Origin of the sequence: Bradyrhizobium guangdongense, assembly GCF_004114975.1 — a bacterium.
In the GTDB taxonomy this organism is placed as follows: Bacteria; Pseudomonadota; Alphaproteobacteria; order Rhizobiales; family Xanthobacteraceae; genus Bradyrhizobium; species Bradyrhizobium guangdongense.
In genome coordinates this window covers 3,221,249-3,241,101 of sequence record NZ_CP030051.1, presented here as the reverse complement: position 1 = coordinate 3,241,101, position 19,853 = coordinate 3,221,249, and the positions used below count along the sequence as shown (strand labels likewise).

22 protein-coding genes are annotated in these 19,853 nt (G+C 64.6%); 7 read left to right on the top strand and 15 right to left on the bottom strand.

What is annotated here, in order from left to right; genetic code table 11:
* Positions 1-202 precede the first annotated feature (202 nt).
* The 3 genes from X265_RS15370 (at position 203) to X265_RS15360 (ending at position 2,518) form a co-directional block, all read left to right on the top strand.
* Positions 203-1,141 (top strand): LysR family transcriptional regulator, encoded by a 939-nt coding sequence (locus X265_RS15370; protein ID WP_128965577.1) that lies wholly within the window; start codon positions 203-205, stop codon positions 1,139-1,141.
* Between the two features lie 70 nt (positions 1,142-1,211).
* Positions 1,212-2,048, top strand: a complete 837-nt coding sequence (locus tag X265_RS15365; protein WP_128965576.1) for a DUF72 domain-containing protein — start codon at positions 1,212-1,214, stop codon at positions 2,046-2,048.
* 8 nt (positions 2,049-2,056) lie between these two features.
* Positions 2,057-2,518: a DUF488 domain-containing protein gene (locus X265_RS15360; protein ID WP_128965575.1), complete on the top strand. Its 462-nt coding sequence runs from the start codon at positions 2,057-2,059 to the stop codon at positions 2,516-2,518.
* Between the two features lie 178 nt (positions 2,519-2,696).
* Here the strand turns inward: X265_RS15360 and X265_RS15355 are convergent, their stop codons facing one another.
* The 10 genes from X265_RS15355 to X265_RS15310 all read right to left on the bottom strand — a co-directional run bounded on the left by X265_RS15355 (position 2,697) and on the right by X265_RS15310 (position 11,996).
* Complete coding sequence (locus tag X265_RS15355) at positions 2,697-3,611, bottom strand: PhzF family phenazine biosynthesis protein (protein WP_128965574.1); 915 nt, start codon at positions 3,609-3,611, stop codon at positions 2,697-2,699.
* Positions 3,612-3,730: 119 nt separating this feature from the next.
* A complete protein-coding gene (locus X265_RS15350) occupies positions 3,731-4,624 on the bottom strand; it encodes an amidohydrolase family protein (RefSeq protein WP_128965573.1) in 894 nt (297 codons plus the stop codon).
* 22 nt (positions 4,625-4,646) lie between these two features.
* Entirely contained in the window at positions 4,647-5,891 is a 1,245-nt protein-coding gene (locus tag X265_RS15345) for an MFS transporter (protein WP_128965572.1), read from the bottom strand.
* Positions 5,892-5,940: 49 nt separating this feature from the next.
* Complete coding sequence (locus tag X265_RS15340) at positions 5,941-6,672, bottom strand: GntR family transcriptional regulator (protein ID WP_128965571.1); 732 nt, start codon at positions 6,670-6,672, stop codon at positions 5,941-5,943.
* Between the two features lie 119 nt (positions 6,673-6,791).
* Positions 6,792-6,989 (bottom strand): hypothetical protein, encoded by a 198-nt coding sequence (locus tag X265_RS15335; protein ID WP_128965570.1) that lies wholly within the window; start codon positions 6,987-6,989, stop codon positions 6,792-6,794.
* 114 nt (positions 6,990-7,103) lie between these two features.
* Complete coding sequence (locus X265_RS15330; protein WP_128965569.1) at positions 7,104-8,411, bottom strand: adenylate/guanylate cyclase domain-containing protein; 1,308 nt, start codon at positions 8,409-8,411, stop codon at positions 7,104-7,106.
* 30 nt (positions 8,412-8,441) lie between these two features.
* Positions 8,442-9,605 carry an ABC transporter permease gene (locus tag X265_RS15325; RefSeq protein WP_128965568.1) on the bottom strand — a complete coding sequence of 388 codons (1,164 nt, stop codon included), beginning with the start codon at positions 9,603-9,605 and terminating at the stop codon, positions 8,442-8,444.
* Entirely contained in the window at positions 9,602-10,531 is a 930-nt protein-coding gene (locus X265_RS15320; protein WP_128965567.1) for an ABC transporter ATP-binding protein, read from the bottom strand. Before X265_RS15320 ends, X265_RS15325 begins: the two co-directional genes overlap by 4 nt.
* Complete coding sequence (locus tag X265_RS15315; RefSeq protein ID WP_128965566.1) at positions 10,528-11,316, bottom strand: HlyD family secretion protein; 789 nt, start codon at positions 11,314-11,316, stop codon at positions 10,528-10,530. The genes X265_RS15320 and X265_RS15315 overlap by 4 nt, the downstream gene beginning before the upstream one ends.
* Positions 11,313-11,996 carry a TetR/AcrR family transcriptional regulator gene (locus X265_RS15310; RefSeq protein WP_128965565.1) on the bottom strand — a complete coding sequence of 228 codons (684 nt, stop codon included), beginning with the start codon at positions 11,994-11,996 and terminating at the stop codon, positions 11,313-11,315. The genes X265_RS15315 and X265_RS15310 overlap by 4 nt, the downstream gene beginning before the upstream one ends.
* A gap of 100 nt (positions 11,997-12,096) precedes the next feature.
* Between X265_RS15310 and X265_RS15305 the strand changes: the two genes are divergently transcribed.
* Genes X265_RS15305 through X265_RS15295 form a run of 3 tightly spaced genes read left to right on the top strand, consistent with a single transcriptional unit; the run spans position 12,097 to position 13,319 of the window.
* On the top strand, positions 12,097-12,432 hold the full coding sequence (locus X265_RS15305; RefSeq protein WP_128965564.1) for an ArsR/SmtB family transcription factor: 336 nt from the start codon (positions 12,097-12,099) through the stop codon (positions 12,430-12,432).
* Complete coding sequence (locus X265_RS15300) at positions 12,429-12,893, top strand: SRPBCC family protein (protein WP_128965563.1); 465 nt, start codon at positions 12,429-12,431, stop codon at positions 12,891-12,893. The genes X265_RS15305 and X265_RS15300 overlap by 4 nt, the downstream gene beginning before the upstream one ends.
* Before the next feature lie 12 nt (positions 12,894-12,905).
* The gene (locus tag X265_RS15295; RefSeq protein WP_128965562.1) at positions 12,906-13,319 is read left to right on the top strand and encodes a GFA family protein; all 414 of its coding nucleotides are present in this window, start codon (positions 12,906-12,908) and stop codon (positions 13,317-13,319) included.
* Positions 13,320-13,386: 67 nt separating this feature from the next.
* Here X265_RS15295 and adhP read toward each other — a convergent pair whose 3' ends face one another.
* Positions 13,387-14,412: an alcohol dehydrogenase AdhP gene (gene adhP, locus X265_RS15290; protein WP_128965561.1), complete on the bottom strand. Its 1,026-nt coding sequence runs from the start codon at positions 14,410-14,412 to the stop codon at positions 13,387-13,389.
* A gap of 123 nt (positions 14,413-14,535) precedes the next feature.
* Positions 14,536-14,946 (bottom strand): DUF2000 family protein, encoded by a 411-nt coding sequence (locus X265_RS15285; protein WP_164938601.1) that lies wholly within the window; start codon positions 14,944-14,946, stop codon positions 14,536-14,538.
* Positions 14,947-15,144: 198 nt separating this feature from the next.
* Between X265_RS15285 and X265_RS15280 the strand changes: the two genes are divergently transcribed.
* Entirely contained in the window at positions 15,145-16,926 is a 1,782-nt protein-coding gene (locus X265_RS15280) for a CYTH and CHAD domain-containing protein (RefSeq protein ID WP_128965560.1), read from the top strand.
* 20 nt (positions 16,927-16,946) lie between these two features.
* Here X265_RS15280 and X265_RS15275 read toward each other — a convergent pair whose 3' ends face one another.
* From X265_RS15275 to X265_RS15265, 3 genes are all read right to left on the bottom strand, one after another.
* Positions 16,947-17,336 (bottom strand): DUF4189 domain-containing protein, encoded by a 390-nt coding sequence (locus X265_RS15275; RefSeq protein WP_128965559.1) that lies wholly within the window; start codon positions 17,334-17,336, stop codon positions 16,947-16,949.
* 213 nt (positions 17,337-17,549) lie between these two features.
* Complete coding sequence (locus X265_RS15270; protein WP_128965558.1) at positions 17,550-19,154, bottom strand: NTP transferase domain-containing protein; 1,605 nt, start codon at positions 19,152-19,154, stop codon at positions 17,550-17,552.
* Positions 19,151-19,852 (bottom strand): XdhC family protein, encoded by a 702-nt coding sequence (locus X265_RS15265; protein WP_128965557.1) that lies wholly within the window; start codon positions 19,850-19,852, stop codon positions 19,151-19,153. The genes X265_RS15270 and X265_RS15265 overlap by 4 nt, the downstream gene beginning before the upstream one ends.
* Position 19,853 lies beyond the last annotated feature (1 nt).

The following is a 19,853-nucleotide window of genomic DNA, read 5'->3' as shown; positions in this document are numbered from 1 at the left end:
TCGCCATGTCGCTCGACGGCGTGCCTCACTGCGCGCCATAAGCCTGCTTTATAGACAGAGGAGCTGACACACTCGCGGTCGAAGCGTGCACCGCACCATCTTCTCTCTCGCGAGCCCTGTCTTCAGGCTGCAATGGCAATGACACCAGACTTGGCAAAATCCGGCAATTGCCAAATTCTCACTGCGCTCATAACATGGCGTTATGCCCGAGCTGCGCCGGATGCTGCCCTCAAGTAACGCCCTGTTCGTCTTCGACGCAGCGGCGCGCAATGGCAGCTTCACGGCCGCCGCCGCCGAACTGAATGTCACGCAGCCGGCAGTGAGCCGCATGCTCGGGCAGTTCGAGGAGCATCTCGGCGTGCGCCTGTTCGACCGCAAGGCGGGACGCGCGGTGCTCACCGAAGAAGGCGAACTGCTCTATCGACGCGTGCTCGAGGGCTTTCGCAGCATCGAGACCGGCCTTACCGAGATCGAGCGCCGTCGCAGGGGCACGGAGACCGTGACGCTGTCGGTCTCCTCGGCCTTCACCACGCATTGGCTGATGCCGCGCATCGACAAGCTGCAGAAGCAATTTCCGCAGGTCGATTTGCGCTTCCAGCTCATCTCCGGCGCACTACGCGGAGCGGTGGAGAACGTCGATCTCGGCATGCGCTTCCGCGACCGCGACGAGCCGTCCTCGGGCGGCACCCTGGTCATGAAGGAAGTGATGCTGCCGATGTGCAGTCCTACTTATCTCGGCGAGACCGAGGCCATGGAGGGCAACACCATCATTCGTCTCGCCGAGACGCCGGGCGACTGGGCCGCGGATTACGCCTCGCTCCTTACCGGGCGCCGCGGCGCGGCCAAGGCGCTGAGCTTCACCGACTATGCCGTCGTGGTGCAGGCCGCGCTGCTCGGCCAAGGCATTGCGCTCGGCTGGCTGACCGTGGCCTCTCATTGGCTCCTGACCGGGGCGCTGGTGCCCGCCTCCGACACGCTCGCCACGACGCGCCGCATCTGCGAGTTCCTGCCGCCGCGCAACCGGCCGATGCGCCCCGTCGCCGCCGAGATCCGCGACTGGATCATCGCGCAGATGAAAATCGAGATCGCCGCGATTGACCGTCTCTATCCGAAGCTCGGCTTGATGTCGGCGTGCTATTGATGGTTCAGGGTCGTCGCAACTGGCCAATCACATCCGGTTTGACTAGGATGCCGCCTTCCCCTTCCCGTCGATGCGAGATCCTCCCGTGGCCAAAACAAAAACCGTGTCCAAAAAATCCGGCAACATCTTCATCGGCATCGGCGGCTGGACCTTCGAGCCCTGGCGCGGCGTGTTCTACCCGGAGAAGCTGACGCAGGCGAAAGAACTGTCCTACGCGGCCTCGAAGCTGACCTCGATCGAGATCAACGGCACCTATTACGGCTCGCAGAAGCCGGAGAGCTTTCGCAAATGGGCAAGCGAAGTGCCTGATGGTTTTGTGTTCTCGGTGAAGGGACCGCGCTTTGCCACCAACCGCCGCGTGCTCGCCGAGGCCGGCGATTCCATCAAGCGGTTCTATGATTCCGGCGTGCTGGAACTCGGCGATCATCTCGGGCCCGTGTTGTGGCAGTTCGCGCCGACCAAGAAATTCGACGGCGCCGATTTCCGCAAGTTCCTCGAGCTGCTGCCGCGCAAACTCGAGGGCCGCGCGTTGCGCCATGTCGTGGAAGTGCGGCACGACAGCTTCTGCACGCCTGATTTCGTCGCGTTGATCCGCGAGTTCGAAACGCCCGTGGTGTTCGCCGAGCACGGCAAATATCCTGCCATCGCCGATGTCGCCGGCGATTTTGTCTATGCGCGCTTGCAGAAGGGCAATGACGAGATCAAGACCTGCTATCCACCGAAGCAGCTGGATGCCTGGGCCGAGCGTTTCAAGGCCTGGGCCGCGGGCGGCGAACCCGACGACCTGCCGAAAGTTGACAAGAGCAAGCCGAAGAAAGAACCGCGCGACGTGTTCGCCTATGTCATTCACGAGGGCAAGGTGCGCGCGCCGCACGGCGCCATGGAACTGATCGCGCGGGTGAGCTGAGGAAGTCGATGGCCAAGGCGAAGAAGCTTTTCACCATCGGCTATGAGCAGACGCCGCCCAAGGCCGTGCTGGACGAACTGGAGCAGGCCGGCGTCAAGCTCGTGGTCGACGTGCGGGCGGTGACGTCCTCGCGGCGGCCGGGCTTTTCCAAGAAGCAACTCGCTGCAGGGCTCGATGAGCGCGGCATCGCCTATGTTCATCTCGCTGGCCTCGGCACTCCCAAGGAAGGTCGGCTCGCGGCCCGCAGCGGCCAATACGATGTGCTGGAGAAGGTCTTCTCAAAGCATTTGAAGACGCCTGAAGCGCGCGAACAGATGGACGAGCTCTCGGCACTGGTGAAGAAAGCCGGCCCCGTCTGCCTGCTCTGCTACGAGCGCGACCACACCCATTGCCACCGGCAGATGATCGCGGAGATCATCGAGGAGCGCGACGGCGTGGCGGTGACGAATTTGGCGGGACGGCAGGTCTAGCTGCCGTTGTCGCGGGAGAAGACGAGACGACGACTTTATCCGTAGCCGTCATCCTGAGTGGCCGCTTCTTCAGCGGCCCTCGAAGGACGACGGCGTCACACTGACGCCGCGACATTTCGGCCGTGCATCCTTCGAGGCTCGCAAGGGCTCGCACCTCAGGATGACGGGGAAAGAGCATCTACCCCTGCCCCGCCAGCCTGAACGTCCCCTCCATCATCTGCACGCTGGCACCGCCGACATGCGCGGAGACGATCTTGCCATCCTGCTTGACGACGCGGGTCTGGAGGATGCTGGGCCGGCCCATGTCGAAGCCCTGGCCGACTGTGAGTTTCAATTCGCCGTCGCTGATCGGATCCAGATCGGCGAACAGCGCGGCGGCTGCGACCGTGGCGCTGCCGGTTGCGGGATCCTCGTTGATGCCGCTAGCACCGCGCATGAACATGCGCGCCTGCCGATCGCACGGCGCTTCCGCCGCGGGCACGTCGCGGGTATAGAACCACACGGAGCGGGCACCGTCGCGCGGCAAGAGCTTGCCGTAGGCCGCAGCGTCGGGCCGCGCGCGCTTCAGCGCCTCGCGCGAATGCAGCTCCATCACCAGGAACGCATTTCCGACGGTGACGACGTGAGGCGCGTGGTTGTCGGTCTTGATGTCGTCTGCATCGAGCGAGATGCAGCTCGCGGCTTCAGCCGGTGACAGCGGAGCATACCGCGCAAGCGGCTGCGGTGCGGTGAGCTCGGTTCTGATCACCCTTCCCTGCTCTCGCACGATATCAACAGGCACGAGGCCCGCCTTCTCCTCGAACGAGAGGCGCGGCTTCGGCTCCTTCATCATCGAGGCCAGCACGAAGGCGGTGCCGACATTGGGATGGCCGGCAAAGGCGATCTCCAGCACCGGCGTGAAGATGCGCACCTCGGCGTCGTTCGCCTTGTCGCGCGGCGGCAGCACGAAGGTCGTCTCGGAATAGTTGAACTCGGTCGCGATCGCCTGCATCTGCTGGGTGGACAGGCCTGCAGCGTCGAGCACCACGGCGAGCTGGTTGCCGCCGAAGGCTCGGTCGGTGAACACGTCGACGGTGACATAGCGGCGCTGCATGGCATTTCCTCACGCAAATGGCGGCCGCGACCGGCCGCTTCGCGCAGCACTCTACAGGTGCGCAACATCGCCCGTCATGCCCCAAAATTCGGTGCAATCGGAGCAATCATCAAAGCGCGTCAGAAGCGGAAGAGTGGCCGCGGCGAGGCCAGCAGTTGCGCGCGCTCGCGCGCATCGGCGATGAGCGTGTCGAGAAATTGCCGGTTCTTCGCGTAGGTCTGCGTCGCCTCGAACTGCGTGTGCGGCCAGTCGCTGCCCCAGAGCAGCCGATCGAGGCCGTAGGCACAGCGCAGGAGCGGATAGGCTTGCCTGGCAAAGCTCTGGGCGGACGGACCGTTGCGATAAGGCGCCGAGATCTTGACCCATACGTTCCGCGTCGCACCGAATTTCAGCACCGACTGAAATCCGGGATCGGTGACGCCGAGCTTTGGATCCGGCAACGCGTAGTGATCGAGCACGACCGGGACGCCGCGATCAAGCAATTGCGGCACGAGCACAGCGAGATCAGCGGCGTTGCGCTGGATCTCGACTTGCCAGCCCATCGCCTTCACATTGGCGAGCAGCCTCTTCCATTCGCTCGCCGCAAGGTCCGGCAACGGCTGGCCGACGAGATTAAGACGAATGCCGGCCACGCCGGCGCGATCGAGCGCACGCAGTTCGTCTGCGGAGACGGCGGGATCGACGACCGCAATGCCGCGCAGGCGCCCGCCCGTCTGTTTCAGGCAGTCGACGAGATAGGAATTCTCGGTACCGAGAAAGCTCGGCTGCACCAGCACGCCATTGGTCATGCCGTTGCGGTCGAGCTGCTCGAGATAGAGCGACAGCGGCGCGTCGTAATCGGGCGCATAGCGCCGGCCCGGCGCGAGTTTCAATCCGCGATGAAAGACGTGGGCATGGGTGTCGATCTCGGGCAAGGCCGCCTCACTCCTGGCTGTGGTCGCGACCAGAGTTACCAGCGATGCGAGACCCGCACCAAATTGTCGGCGCGTCAGGCCGCGCTGGGGCAGTGTCATGGTCGTTGTTCCTCATTTACAGTCAGGCGTGGGTTGCCGCCGTCTGCTCGAACACCTTGCCGCGGGTTTCCGGCAGCAGCAGCACCGCGATCAGCACCAGCGAATAGGCAAACGCCGCATCGATGCCGATCGCGGGCCCGAGGCCGATGCGGTCGCTGAGAAAGCCGACCAGGAAGGGAAATGCGGCGGAGACGACGCGGCCGAAATTGTAGCAGAAGCCCACACCGGTGCCGCGCACGCCGGCCGGATAGAGCTCGCTGAACAGCGCCGCCATGCTCGCGGGGATTCCGGCCGAGAAGAAGCCGAGCGGAAATCCGAGTACCAGCATCTGGCCATTGGTCAGGGGTACGAAGATATAGACCAGCACGGTGGCGATGCATGCGGCGGCAAAGAACGCGACATTGGCCCTGCGCCCGACCCGGTCGCTGATGAAACCGCTCGCGACGCAGCCGCAGAAGAAGGCGACGATGATGACGGCAAGGTAGAAGCTGGAGCCGAGCACCGAGAGGTGCCGCACCTCCCGCAAGAAGGTCGGCAGGAACGTCGTCAGCGCGGCATAACCGCCATGCGCGCCGATGCCGAAGAGTCCGCCGACCAAGGTCGAGCGCAGCACGTCGCGATGGAAAATGCCGGACAGCGTGGCGAGGAACGGCGCCTCGGCTTCCCTAGCAATCGCGCGCGGCGGCTCCTTCAAGCCACGGCGGATGAAAATGATGAGCAGCGCCGGCAGCAGCCCGATCGCAAACAGGATCCGCCAGCCGAGATCCGCCGGCGCATAGGTGAACACCAGCGCCGACAGCAGCACCGCGGCGCCCCAGCCGACCGCCCAGGCGCTCTGCACCGAGCCGAGCGCCTTGCCGCGATGTTGGGGGCGGATGATCTCGGCCATCAGCACCGCGCCGCAGGCCCATTCGGCGCCGAAGCCGATGCCTTGGATGGCCTTGAGCACCAGAAGCTGGGTGTAGCTCATCGCGAATGCGCAGGCGAAAGTCGCGAGTGCGAATGTGGCCACCGTGATCTGGAGCGCCTTGACGCGGCCAAAGCGGTCGCCGAGCGCACCACCGAGCCAGCCGCCGAACGCGCCGAAGAACAGCGTAACCGAGCCGAGCAGGCCCGCATCGGCCTTGCTGATGCCGAAGGCCGCGATCAGCGCAGGGATGGCAAGACCGAACATCTGGACGTCGAGCGCATCCAGCGCCCAGCCGCCAAAGCTTGCCCAGAACGTCCGCCGCTCCAGCGGCGAGCTCTCACTGTACCAGTTCGACATGTTTCCTACCCCTGTACGCGTTATTGTTTGACGTCGTTGAAAGTCGCGCTCACCTGATCTCGGCGTGATAGCGGAAGCGATCCGCCGGCCCGCGCGAGCGGCGCCATTCGATCGGCTGCCGCTCCAGATCGAACGCAAGGCGCTCGATCACGATCAGCGGTGCATGAGCCTCGAGCCGCAATAGCCGCGCCTGCATCTCGTTCGCAGTCTCCACCGTCAGGATTTCTTCCGCGGAGACGACCACCTCGCCGCAGCGCTCCTCGTAGAGCGGATACAGCAAGTCGCCGAACTCGGCGGTGTCGATCTCGAGAATCTTTGCGAAGCGCGATTGCTGCAGCCAGATCTCTTCGGCCAGCAACGGCACATCGTCGATCAAGCGCAGGCGCGACAGGCTGATGACGGGCTCGCCGACCGGAATGCGCAGCGCCGAGGCCACGGCCGACGTCGCGCTGACGCTCTTGCGCCTGAGGATACGGCTCTTTGGCACGCGCCGCTCGCCGCTCTCGGACTGGAAGCGGAAGAACCGGAACAGTGACGAATTGAAGCGCGCCCGGCGCACGAAAGTGCCGCGGCCCTGCTGACGCTCCAGCACGGCGTCGGCAACGAGCTGGTCGATCGCCTTGCGCACGGTGCCGATCGCGACGCCGTAATGGGCGCCGAGCTCGGCTTCCGAGGGGATCGGCTCGCCCGGGCGCCATTCATTGCGATTGATCCGCGCGGCGAGGTCGTCGCGCAGGCGCTGGTAGCGTGGCAGGCGGTCGTCGCGAGAGGCTGAATTCATATAGTCATATAGATGACTGGATGAATCCGGAGTCAAGCGCTACTATAATACCTCCATCGAACGGAAAGCGAGGCCGGACTGACCGTCTCCGCCAGCCCGGCCTCGCCTCATCGCAAGAGTCAGTTCGTGGTCTTCGGCATGCAGGGCGGCTCCTTGTAGGGCGCCGAGGCATAGGCGCCCTCTGCCGGTGCCCTGACGCAATCCGCGGTCGTATGAACTGCAGCGCGGCGCGCAGGCGCAACGTCGCGCGCGGCAGCCGACTGGCTTTGATAGACGGAAGCGGCGATCAAGGCCGAAACAAGGGTCAATCGGGTCATGGGTTTTCTCCGCGTGACATCAGGAAGCCGAGGAGTTCGGCGTCCTGAATGCAGGAGCGGAGAGCGCGCGGAGATATTTCAGCGCCCGCCTTCAAAGAAACGCGAGCAGTCCCCTCATCCCAGTTGAAACACGGCAACCGGCTGCTCGTAACCGCGCACGGTGACCTCGCCGAGCGCGACCGCATCCCCAACGTCATCGCCGAGCGCCTCGCGCACGGACGCGGAGATGAGGAGCTGGGAGCCGAACTCCTTGTTCAACGCTTCCAGGCGCGAGGCGAAGTTCACGGTGTCGCCGATGACCGTGTACTCCTTGCGTCGCGGCGAGCCGATATTGCCGGCGACGACCTCGCCGAAATGGACGCCGATGCCGATCCGCAGCGGCCAGCTCGTCTGCGCGTTGATGTGATCCATCGCCGTCAGCATGTCGCGGCCGGCAGCGACCGCGCGATGGGCGGCATCGGAGGCTTCGAGCGGCGCGCCGAACAGCGCCAGGAAGCCGTCCCCGAGAAACTTGTTCACGATGCCGCCATGACGGTCGAGGATGTCGACCAGCACCGCGAAGGCGCCGTCGAGCCTATCCACTACCTCCTGCGGCGTGCGCGTCTGGGCGCCTGCCGTGAAGCCGCGGAAATCGACGAACATCACGGCGACACGGCGGAGATCGCCGGCAACGCTGGTGCCCTCGGCCATCAGCCGCTCGACCACCTGCGGCGAGACGTGCTGGCCGAACAGATTTGTCACCCGATCGCGTGCGGTGGCCGCCGCGATGCTCGCGGCAAATTGCCGACGCAATTGCGCGCCGACCGAGCCCGCCAGCACGCCGCAGACCAGGATGACGGTGCTGCGCACGGCGTGGAAGTAGATCAAGGGTTCGCCGGTGTCGCTGGCCGAATTGTAGTACAGCGCAACCGCCAGAAGTTCGGCGCCGGCGACGAACCCCGTGAAGGTGGACAGCCAGAAGTCGAGCCGCAGCGTCGAAAGAATGACGAAGATGAAATAGACCAGCGGCAACACGAAGCCGAGCGCGGGCCCAGCGCCCATGCTGCGGATCTGCAGGATCAGGATGAGCGTCGGCAGCGAGGTTTCAATGGTTGCGCCGATATAGCGCCTGACGACCGGCAGGTCGCGGTCGAGCTCGAGGTTTCGCTTGATCTGCCCGTGAACCCACGCCTCGAACAGCAGGAAACCTGCCACGAGGGCGTATTCCCGGGTCATGCCCTCCGTCCCGTGCCAGATCCGGTTCACGATGGCAGGATCGACCACGAAGGTTGCGGTGAGCAGGACGATCATGACCAGGCCGGTGGCGATCAGCGCCTTCACGCGCAGCAGCTCGGTACGCAGCACTTCGCGCGTCAGCTCGCGCTCGAACTCCTCCGACAAGACGGCCTTCTGCCGGGCTTTCCCGTCCGCAAAGCTGACCATTTCTCCCCCTCGTTTCAGGGGCAGTCTGCCTCAATCCAGCGTGCGGCGGAAGCGTGTCACGGCGACGGTCATGGCGACCAGCATCAGGATGGCAAGGGCAGCGGCATCGAAGCGCAGGTTCGGCATGGACGCGCCCTTCAGCATGATGGCACGCACGATGCGCAGATAGTGCGTCAACGGCAGGCATTCGCCGAGATATTGCGCCCAGGCCGGCATGCCCGCGAACGGGAACATGAAGCCGGACAACAGCAGGCTCGGCAGGAAGAACATGAACGACATCTGTATCGCCTGCAGTTGGTTCTGGGCGATGGTGGAGAACGTGTAGCCGATCGCGAGGTTTGCGGCGATGAAAAGGGTCGAAAGAGCGGCCAGCAGCAGCAGATTGCCGAGCACCGGCACGCCGAACAGGAACACGCCGATATTGACGATCAGGAAAGCCTGGATGAAGCCGACCAGGATGTAGGGAACGATCTTGCCGAGCATCACCTCGACCGGCTTGATCGGCATCGACAACAGGCTCTCCATGGTGCCGCGCTCGATCTCACGCGTCACCGACAGCGCCGTGAAGATCAGCATCGTCATGGTGAGGATGGTGCCGACCAGGCCCGGCACGATGTTGAGCCGCGATTCCGCCGCCGGATTATAGCGCGCATGCGCCCGGATCTCGAACGGCGGGGCCGGCGCTTCGCCGATATAGAGATCGTGCTGCAGCGCGGTCTGCACGATCATTCCGAGCGAGCCGAGCGCCGAGTTGGCGGCGACCGGATCGGACGCATCCGCGGCGACCAGCAGCGCCGGTCTGTCGCCGCGGCGCACCGCCCGTTCGAAGCCACGCGGGATCTCGACGCCGAACAGCACCTTGCCGGACTTCAGCAGATTGTCGAATTCCTCGACGTCGTGCACTTCATAGACGAAGCGGAAATAGGCGGTATTCTCCAAGGCCTTCAGGACCGAGCGGGCGAGATCGGAGTCCTCCTGCAGCAGCACCGCGCTCGGCAGATGGTGCGGTGTGGTGTTGATGGCATACCCGAACAAGAGCAGCTGCATCACCGGGATCGCAATGATCATCGCGAACGAGACCCGGTCCCGCCGGAGCTGAATGAATTCCTTCGCCATCATGGCATAGGAGCGGCGCAAGAAGCCAAAGCGGTCGCGGATCTCCGATACGGGACCGGTTGCGCGGATGGTGCTCATTGGAAATTATCCTTCGAGCGGTTCATCAATTCGATGAAGACGTCTTCCAGCGACGGATGCGACTTCTGCCAGTGCAAGCCGTTCTTCTCGCGCCACGGCGCGATGCTGGCTTCGAGCGCCGCAGCGTCGCGGCCGGAGACGTGCAGCGAGGTGCCGAACGGGGCGACCATGTCGACGCCTGGCTTATGGTCGAGCTCGGCCGCGAGACCGCCCAGTTCGCCAGTGACGGTGTAGGTCGTCAGCGCCGACTTCGCGATCACCTCGTCGACGGTGCCGCGGGCCAGCAGATGGCCATAGGCGATGTAAGCGATCTCGTGGCAGCGCTCGGCTTCGTCCATGTAATGGGTGGAGACCAGCACGGTGAGCCCATCGGCGGCGAGCGCATGGATCTCGTTCCAGAAATCGCGCCGTGCCTTCGGGTCGACGCCGGCGGTCGGCTCGTCCAGCAGCAACAGTTTCGGATTGGGCAGCGTGCAGGCCCCGAGTGCCAGCCGCTGCTTCCACCCGCCGGAGAGCTCGCCGGCGAGCTGCTCCTCACGGCCCGACAGCCCGAGCCGCTTGATCATCTCGCGTGCGGCACCGCGTGCGTCAGCGAGGCCATAGAGCCGCGCGACGAATTCGAGATTCTCACGCACGGACAGGTCCTGATAGAGGCTGAAGCGCTGGGTCATGTAGCCGACCTGGCGCTTGATGTTTTCGGCGTCGCGCAGGATGTCGTAGCCGAGGCAGGTGCCCTCGCCGCTATCGGGCGTCAGCAGGCCGCAGAGGATGCGGATGGTCGTGGTCTTGCCCGAGCCGTTCGGCCCGAGGAAGCCGTAGATCGAGCCGCGCTTCACCTGCATCGACAGATCGTGCACGACCTCGCGGCCGCCGAACGATTTGCTCAGGCCCTTGACGTCGATGGCGATGTCGTTGCCGGCGTTCATCGCTTGTCCGCCACCGGTGTCTTTGGATTGAGGTAGACATCGATCGGCTGCCCCACCCGCAAGGCATCGGGCCGCGACGGCCGCGCCTGAATGAGATAGACGAGCTTGTTGCGCTCTTCGAGGCTGTAGATGACCGGCGGGGTGTATTCGGCCGAGGTTGCGATGAAATAGATCTTTGCGGTGAGATCGGCCGCGCAATTGTCGCAGGCGACCCGCACCTCGTCGCCGATCGAGAGTTTCGGGAGCTCCGTTTCCGGCACGAAGAAGCGCAGCTTCATGTTGCCGGGCGGCATGATCGAGAGCACCGGCCGCTGCGCCGCGACCATCTCGCCTTCGCGGAAATAGATCTGCTGGATGGTGCCGGCGACCGGCGCAAAGCCCTTGCGCCGCGCCAGCCGAGTCTCCGAGGTCGCCACCCGCGCTTCGGCAACACGCAAGGCCGAGACAGCGGAATCGAGATTGGCCTGGGTGCCGGCGCCCGTCTTGCTCAGCGAAGCCGCACGATCATAGGTCTGTTGTGCATTCGCCAGCGTCGCCTTGTTCTGGTTGAGATCGGCGAGCTGGAGATCGTCATCGACGGAATAGAGCGCTTCGCCGACCTTGACTTCGTCGCCCTCGCGGACGTTGAGCTTGGTGACCCGGCCGGCTTCGTCCGGACTGACGAAGATCATGTCGGCCTCGACCCAGCCCTGAAAACCGGGGTCGCGCTTCTCCTTGCAACCGGCAAGGCCGGTAGCAAGCGCGGCGGCCAAGATGATTCCAACTATCCTTTGCGACGACGTCATGTCGTCCTCCGTTCGCCAAAAATCAAATCAAGATGGACGCGCAGCATGTCTTTAGCGTCGAGCGGCGCATGCCGCGCAAACAGGCTCTGCCAGATCACCGCGATGATCGCCGGCGCGACCAGGATCTGCGGATAGCGTGCGAGATTCTTCTGCTGGATCTCGCCGCGGGCAATGCCGAGTTCGATCAGCGCGCGCATGCCGGCCATCCCGCGTGAGACAACCTCGCGGTAGTAAAAGTCGGCCACCGCCGGAAAGCGCGGCCCCTCAGCCACGATCAAGCGGACAAGATCGCCGCGCCGTGTGCCGATCACCTCGTTGATGAAGTTGCCCGCAAACATTTCGATGAGATCGCGCACGGAGCCCGTCGACGGCGGCAACGCGTCGAGCCGCGCCACCACCGGCACGATCACGATGCGCACCAGCTCCTCGAACATGGATTCCTTGTCCTTGAAGTGCAGGTAGATCGTGCCCTTCGCAACGCCTGCGCGCTTGGCGATGTCGTCGAGCCGCGTCGCCGCAAAGCCGCGTGCGATGAATTCCTCCATCGCCGCCTCCACGATTGCGGCGCGCCGCTGCGCGGCGCGCATCGCGCGGTTTGATACCGGAGCGGCCTTCCCGCCAAGCGCTGGCTTCTGACCTGCCGCCCTGGCGGCAGTCGCCATGGTGGGCTTCTTCGTCATTTTTCTTTTATGACTGACTAGTCAGTCATAGTCAAAATGAATCTTCGGAATCGCACCCATTAGTCTTGACTAATGCATTAGCCATTGCTAATTGATCGACATGATCGAAACTGCTCCACATCCCGTCACTTCCGTGATGCGCGCCCTCGCCGACCCGACCCGCCGCGCCGTGTTCGAGCGCGTGTTCGACAGCAAGGAAATCAGTGTCGCCGAGCTGACGCGCGGCAGCGGCGTGACGCAGGGCGCCATCTCGCAACATTTGAAATCGTTGAAGCAGGCAGGCCTGGTTGCCGAGCGCGCCGAGGGCCGCAACGTCTATTACCGCGCCGCCCCGCAAGGACTCGAACCGCTGGTCACCTGGATGGACCATTACGGCGTGTTCTGGCGGGAGCGCTTCCAGAATCTGCGTGACCTCTTGAAGGAGATCGATCCGTGAGCGCTGCTGCGTTGAAAGCCGAGACCAAGGACATCGTCATCGACGAGGTGCTCCCTCATGCGCCGGAGACGGTCTGGAAAGTGCTGACCAGCGCGCAGCTGATCGCACGATGGCTGATGAAGCCGACCGGTTTCGAAGCCGTCGAAGGCAAGGCCTTCACGTTCCAGACCACGCCGGGTGGCAACTGGGATGGCGTCATTCATTGCCGCGTTCTTGAGGTCGTTACGAACCGGCGACTCGCTTACGCCTGGAAAGGCGGCGATGCGCGCAATACCGGATATGGCGCGCCGCTCGACACCGTCGTGACCTGGTCCCTCGCCCCCGTCGAAGCCGGCACGCGCGTCCAGCTGGTTCATGCCGGCTTCGTGCTGCCGAGGAACGAGACCGCCTACACCGGCATGAGCGGCGGCTGGAAGAAGGTCATCCGGCAGCTCGACGAGATCAGCGGCGAAAACGGTTAAGGAGCGAGCACGATGGACAAGCCCTATACCGGCGGCTGCGCCTGCGGCGCGATCCGCTATTCGATCGCCGGCGAACCGCTGTTCAGCAATCACTGCCAGTGCCGGGACTGCCAGCGCGAAAGCGGCACCGGCCACGGCTCCTATGCCACCTTCGCCCGCGCCGGAGTCACCGTGACGGGCGACGCCAAAACATGGGACATGATTGGCGACAGCGGTAATGTGAAGACGCGCGCCTTCTGCCCCGAGTGCGGCCTGGCCGTCTACATGACCTTCGCCGCCATGCCCGACATCTTCACCATCCGCGCCGCGAGCCTCGACGAGCCCGCCCGCTACAAGCCGCAGGTGGTCACCTACGCCGTGCGCGGGCATGACTGGGACCATCTCGATTCCGGCTTGACGAAATTCGAGACGATGCCGCCGGGCTGAGGCGAAGGAATCTTGTTTTGACGCGTTTTCTTGACGCGAACCGGTATCCACTTCGCTCGATAACGCTTTAGCCAAAGTCGAGCACCATGCGGCCGTCGATCTTGCCGGCCTTCATCCGGTCGAACACCTCGTTGATCCCAGCGAGCGGCACCTTCGCCACCTCCGCCTTGACCTTGCCGTCGGCGGCGAACGCGATGGCTTCGTCGAGATCCCGGCGGGTGCCGACAATGGAGCCGCGCACGGTGATGCGCTTCAGTACGACGTCGAAGATCGGCGTCGGGAATTCGCCCGGCGGCAGGCCGACGAGGCTGACGGTGCCCTTCCGGCGCACCATCTTCAGCGCCTGGGCAAAGGCAGCGGTCGAGACCGCCGTCACCAGCACGCCGTGCGCCCCGCCGCCGGTCGCGGCCAGCACCTTGTCTACGGCCCCGTCTGCCAGCGCATTGACCGCGAGATCGGCACCGGTCTCACGCGCAAGCACGAGCTTGTCCTCGGCGATGTCGACGGCTGCGACCTTGAGTCCCATCGCCTTGGCGTACTGGATCGCGACGTGGCCGAGCCCGCCGACGCCCGAGATCACGACCCACTCGCCGGGCCTTGCCTCCGTCTCCTTCAATCCCTTGTAGGTGGTGACACCAGCGCACAGGATCGGCGCAATGGCGGCGAAATCGACTGTCGCCGGCAGCTTTGCCGCGAACGCAGCGGAGGCGATGACATACTCCGCAAAGCCACCGTTCACGCTGTAGCCGGTGTTGTGCTGGTGCTCGCACAACGTCTCCCAGCCGGTCTCGCAATATTCGCAGGACATGCAGGCATCGTGCAGCCAGGCCACGCCCACGGCATCGCCGACTTTCAGATTCTTCACCCCGGGCCCGAGCGCGGCGACGATGCCGGCGACTTCATGTCCGGGAATGAAGGGTGGAACCGGCTTCACCGGCCAGTCGCCGGAGGCGGCGTGCAGATCGGTGTGACAGACGCCGCAGGCCTTCACCTTGACCAGCACCTCGCCCGGACCGGGCTGCGGCACCGGCACGTCCTCGATCACGAGCGGCTTGCCGAATTGTCTGACGACGGCGGCTTTCATGGTCGGCATCTGTCTGCTCCTTTGCATTGCGCGAGCAGACTAGCGAAGCCACACAGCCCCCATTTGATTGGGGTCAAACCGCACAAAGTTTGCGCAAGCGACCGCGATCCCGACGCCGCGATGTGTGCGGCGTCAACTATGGAACCTCAAGCCATCGACGATCTTGTCGGTCACCTTGCGTTCGGCGCGCATGGCGATGCCGACCAGATTGAGATCAGCGCGCGCAACTGCCCTCACCGCTTCGCGATTGGCGGCATCATGCGTGGTCTTGAACATGTCCTCCGTATAGATCGCCGGCGTGACGTTGCGCGTGAGCGCACGATCGAGCGCGCGCGACAAGGCCGGACCATCCGCGCCGTAGATCAGGATCGGTTGACCGATCAGAGCAAGGTATTTCGTCGCCGAGGCATCCTCATAGGCCTCGCCGATGCACTCCGGAAAGCCAGCGGCAATTCCGCTCGTCAGGAACGATGCGACATTGAGCTTCTGCCAGGCTTCGAGATCGTTGCGAATGACAACGGCAATCTTGGTGTCGAACTGCATGAATTCTCCCAACACTTCCAACCGCCGGGAAAGACACGAAGATTTCTCTCATGCCGACGGCGGATGCGAATGTAACCCGGGTTGCCCTATCGATCACAGCTCGGAAATTTCAATGGTGATTTGACCGGCCGCGCTTCTCCTCGCTGACCAAGTCGGGTATATGTCGGCACTCTGTCACTGAACTGTCATAAACCTTCGATGTCCGAAACTGGCGCGATCAAACGAGCCCTCGATCCGTTGCAGCGGCTTGCGAAGGCCAACGGCCATTCGATCCCGGACGACACGAAGAAATTCACTGGCTTCGGCGTTCCAGTTCCCGCCGAGACGTCCGGTTCCGCACGCGCTGACAACGAATCTTCTCGCAACGAATCTTCTCGGATCGCCGACGAAGCTCGCGCGGAGACGATTGCGCCGGAAACCACGCCTTCCCGGGATGCCACGCCGCACGCCACCGAAATCGAGCTCAAGCTGCTGGTCGACGCCGGTCGCCTCGCCGATTTCGGCAACGCGCCTGTCATCGTCGCCAACGCGCGCAACAAGGGCTCACGCAAGCACCTCCGGGCCGTCTACTACGATACGTCCAAGCGTGTGATTCAACGGAATGGACTGAGCTTTCGGGTCCGTCAGAGCGGTTCGCGTTTCACCCAAACGGTGAAGACCGAATCCGGCAACGATCCGCTGCGGCGCGGCGAATGGGAGGCGAGCGTGCCTTCTTTTGAGCCCGATCTCGCGCTGGCGCTGCCCTTCCTTCCGGAGAAGCTGCGTGCGGATCTCGCGCGCCGTCCGCTCGAAGCGATCTTCAGCACCGACATTCACAGGCATCAACGCGTCATCGACCTGCCGTCGGGCACGATCGAGGTCGCCTTCGACCAGGGCCATCTGACCGCCGGCGATCGGTCGCTTCAGGTCAGCGAGATCGAGCTCGAGCTCAAGGCAGGCAGCCCGTCCGCCATCTGGGAGCTTGCGCTGCGGCTCGCCGAGCATGGGCCGGTCAGGCCCTCCATTCGCGGCAAGTCGACGCGCGGGTTCGAGCTCGCGGCCGGCACCTCGCCAGTCGTCAAGAAGCCGCGCAAGCTTCGGCTCGACCCATCCTCATCGCTCGACGAGACATTCGCCGCGATCCTGCGCGCCTGTCTGCTGCATCTGCTCCAGTCGATCCCGGCCGCCGAGGACGGACGCGATCCCGAGGGCATTCACCAGCTTCGCGTCGCGCTGCGTCGCCTGCGATCCGCGCTGGACCTGATGCGATCGGTGGTGTCGCTCAGCAAGCTCGACCTGCTGCGGTCGGAGGCGAAATGGCTGGCACAGAATCTCTCGCCTGCGCGCGATTGGGACGTGTTTCAGCAAGACACCTTGCGCGTCGTCGCGAATGGCTGCCCTTCGATCGCCGGCTTCGACGCCCTTCAAGTCGCCGTCGAGCAGCGTCGGACCGCCAGCTATGAGACGGTGCGCCAGGTGCTGGCGGATCGCCGCACGTCGCTTTTCCTGATCGGTCTTGGCGGCTGGATCGAGGCACGCGGCTGGCGCAGCGACGTCGCGCCGGAGCATCTGGCGCAACTCGCCGAGCCCGCCACCAATTTCGCGCAGCGCATCCTGTCGGCGCAGCATGCCAAGGTGCTCAAGCGCGGCCGCCGCTTCAAGTCACGCGGCACGGAAGAGCGGCACCGGGTCCGGCTTGCCGCGAAGAAACTGCGCTACGTCGCCGATTTCCTGCTGCCGCTGTACGGCGAACGAAAATCGGCCAAACGCTTTTCCGGCAAGCTCGCCGAATTGCAACAGCAGCTCGGCATCTACAACGACATGGCGACGACCGCTTCGCTGCTCGCGGACATCGGGACGGAGGCAGGTAGCGGCACCGCCGCGGCCGCAATTGCCGGCTGGCAGGCCCACGCCATGATCGGCGTCGAACCGCGCCTGAACAAGGCGTGGTCGGAATTCGTCAAGACGAAAGTACCCTGGTCGGTCGGAGCCGAAGCCTGATCGAGCGCATCAGCCGGTGATCAACCTTTGGCGTCGCAGGCCCAGGCGCGGATGACGCATTCCTTGCCACCATATTTGTAGCATTCGCGCGTCGCCGCATTGAGCGTGGCCGAGATCTTCGGCTTCACGGCGTAGCCATAGGCGCCGCAGGGATTGGTCATGTCGACCGACATCGCGGCGCAAGCGCGCTTCATCGTCACGGTCGTGCATTCGCCCTTGCACTGCTTCTGCGCGGCGGCACGCGCCTCGTGCTCGGCGTTGTAATCATAGGCCTGGCCGTAAGCGCCGCACTTGCCGACGGCGAATGCACCGGCCGCATGGGCTTCGGTGATGTAACGAGCCCCGGAAACACAAACCGACAGCGCAAAGAAAAATATCGCGCAACGGCGCGCGACGACGTTCGAAGTCATGGAAAACCCCTCCCCCCAAGGCAGGTGGCCGGGATTCTAAGCGGCGGTCGTTTCCAGATGGTGAACGGGTGGTTGAAAACGAGGATTCGTAGGGTGGATTAGCGAAGCGTAATCCACCAACTGTGTCACCGCGGAAACAGACGTGGTGGTTACGCCGGCGGACTGCGCTTCGCGCAGCCGCGATTTAACCCACCCTACGAAGTTACGGCAGCATCATCCGCGTCGCGCCGCTTCCAGCGCCTGCGGCGTGTCGATGTCGAGGAAGGCACCTTCGCCATCCACGGGCACTTCGGCGACCGCTTCGGTGTGCTTGGCGATCAGGTGTCGCGCGCCGACGTCGCCATCGAGCGTCATGAGCTCCTTGAAGAAACGGCGCGACCACAGCACGGGATTGCCGCGGCGGCCTTCGCTGACTGGCACGACGATCAGATTGCCTCGGTCCGGCGCGAAACTGTCGATGAGGCGGTCGATCAGGCCGGCATCGATCAGCGGCATATCGCCAAGGCAGACCACCGCGCCGTCGCAAGCCTCGGGCACGGCCGCGATGCCCGATTTGACCGAGCTCGCGATGCCGCCGGCAAAATCCGGATTCCTGACGAAGCGCACCTTCAGGCCCTGCAGCGCCTGCTCGACCAGCTCGCTCTGGTGGCCGGTGACGACGATTACCTCCGAGGCCCTGGAAGCCAGCGCCTGCTCGGTCGCGATCCGCACCAGCTTCTTGCCGTCGAACTCGGCGAGCAGCTTGTTCGGCCCGCCCATGCGGGTCGAACGGCCTGCTGCAAGCACGATGGCGGCGACCTGGCTGTTGCCCTCGGGCTCGGGTTTTGCGCGCGGCTGCGGGCGCGTCACGATTTCCATCAACAGGCCGCCGACACCCATACCCATCAGCTCGGACCGTGTCACCTTGATGCCGGCGAGCAGCCGCATCAGGACCCAGTCGAAGCCGTTCTCGACCGGCGAGCGCGCGCAGCCCGGCGCGCCCAGCACCGGCACGCCACCGGCGCGCGCGATCAGCAGCAGATTGCCGGGATCGACCGGCATGCCGAAATGCTCGATCTCGCCGCCGATACCGGTGACGGCCGCGGGGATCACGTCGCGGCGGTCGGCGATCGCCGACGCGCCGAACACGATCACCAGCTCGGCGCCAAGGCCGAGCAATTCCTTGATCGCAGCCGACAGCGCATGCTCGTCATGCTGGACTCGCCGCTCCGCGATGATGCCGGCGCCAGCCGGCGCCAGCCGCTCGGCGGTGACGCGCAGCGTCTTGTCGATCACCTTGGACGAGAGGCCCGGCAGCAGCGTCGAGACCACGCCGACGCGCTTGATGACGTAGGGCGCGACCGTCAGCACGTCCTTGCCGGCAGCTTTCACCGCCGCGTCGCGCAAATCTCCCCCGACGCCGAACGGGATGATCTTTACGGTACCGACCATCTCGCCTTCGACCACCGGCTTGAACGCCGGGAGCGTGGCAAAGGTGATGGCCTCGTCGATATTGTTGATGCGGTCGACCGCGGCGCGGTCGATCACCAACACGCCCGGACGCGCGGCGAACAGATTGGCGCGGCCGGTGAAGGCGCGCTCGACATGAATGCCCTCGCCGCCGATCGCAAGCGCGATGCTGGCGGCCGCGACGTCCTCGGAGACGTCTCCCGCCTCCATCCGCACCACGACGATGTCCTTGATGCCGGCACGCTCGAGCTGCTCGATCTCGGCGGGACCGATCGTCGTGCCCTTCTTCAGCACCAGCGAACCCTGGCGCAGGGTGTGGACGGTCACCCCGCCGATCGCATCCCTGGGGCTCGCCGGTCCGAACTTCATGCCGCTTCTTCTTTTTCCTTGGGAGGCAGCCGGAGCACCGCCGTGATCTCCGCCATGATCGCCACCGCGATCTCGGCCGGCGAAACCGCACCGATCGCAAGGCCGATCGGCGCGTGAATGCGCGCGATGTCGCTTTCCTTCGCGCCCTGCGCCCGCAGCCGGTCGCCGCGTTTGGCATGCGTTTTCCGCGAGCCGAGCGCGCCGATATAGAAGCAGTTGCGCTCGAAGGCGTGGAGCAGCGCGGGATCATCGATCTTCGGATCATGGGTCACCGCGACGAAGGCGGTGTAGGCATCGACGTTCAGCGGCGGCAGCGCGGTGTCGGGCCATTCGGCGACCAGCGGAATGTCGGGGAACCGTTCGGGGCTCGCAAAGGCCGTACGCGGATCGACCACCGTGACGTCGTAGCCGAGCGAGCGCGCCAGCGGCGCCAGCGCCTGGCTGATATGAACCGCGCCGACGATGACGAGCTTTGCGGTCGGCGCGTAGACGTTGAGGAAGAGCTTCTTGCCGCCGACCTCGACATTGGCGCTCTTGCCCATGCGAAGCTGCTTGTCCAGCTCGGCGCGCAGCGGATCCTTGGCGAAATCGGCCGCCTTCACCAGGCGCTGCTCGCCGCTCTCGGTGTCGGTCACCAAGATTACCGGCCGGCGCGCGGCGCGCTCGGCATTCAGTTCGTGCAGGATTGCGAGCTTCACG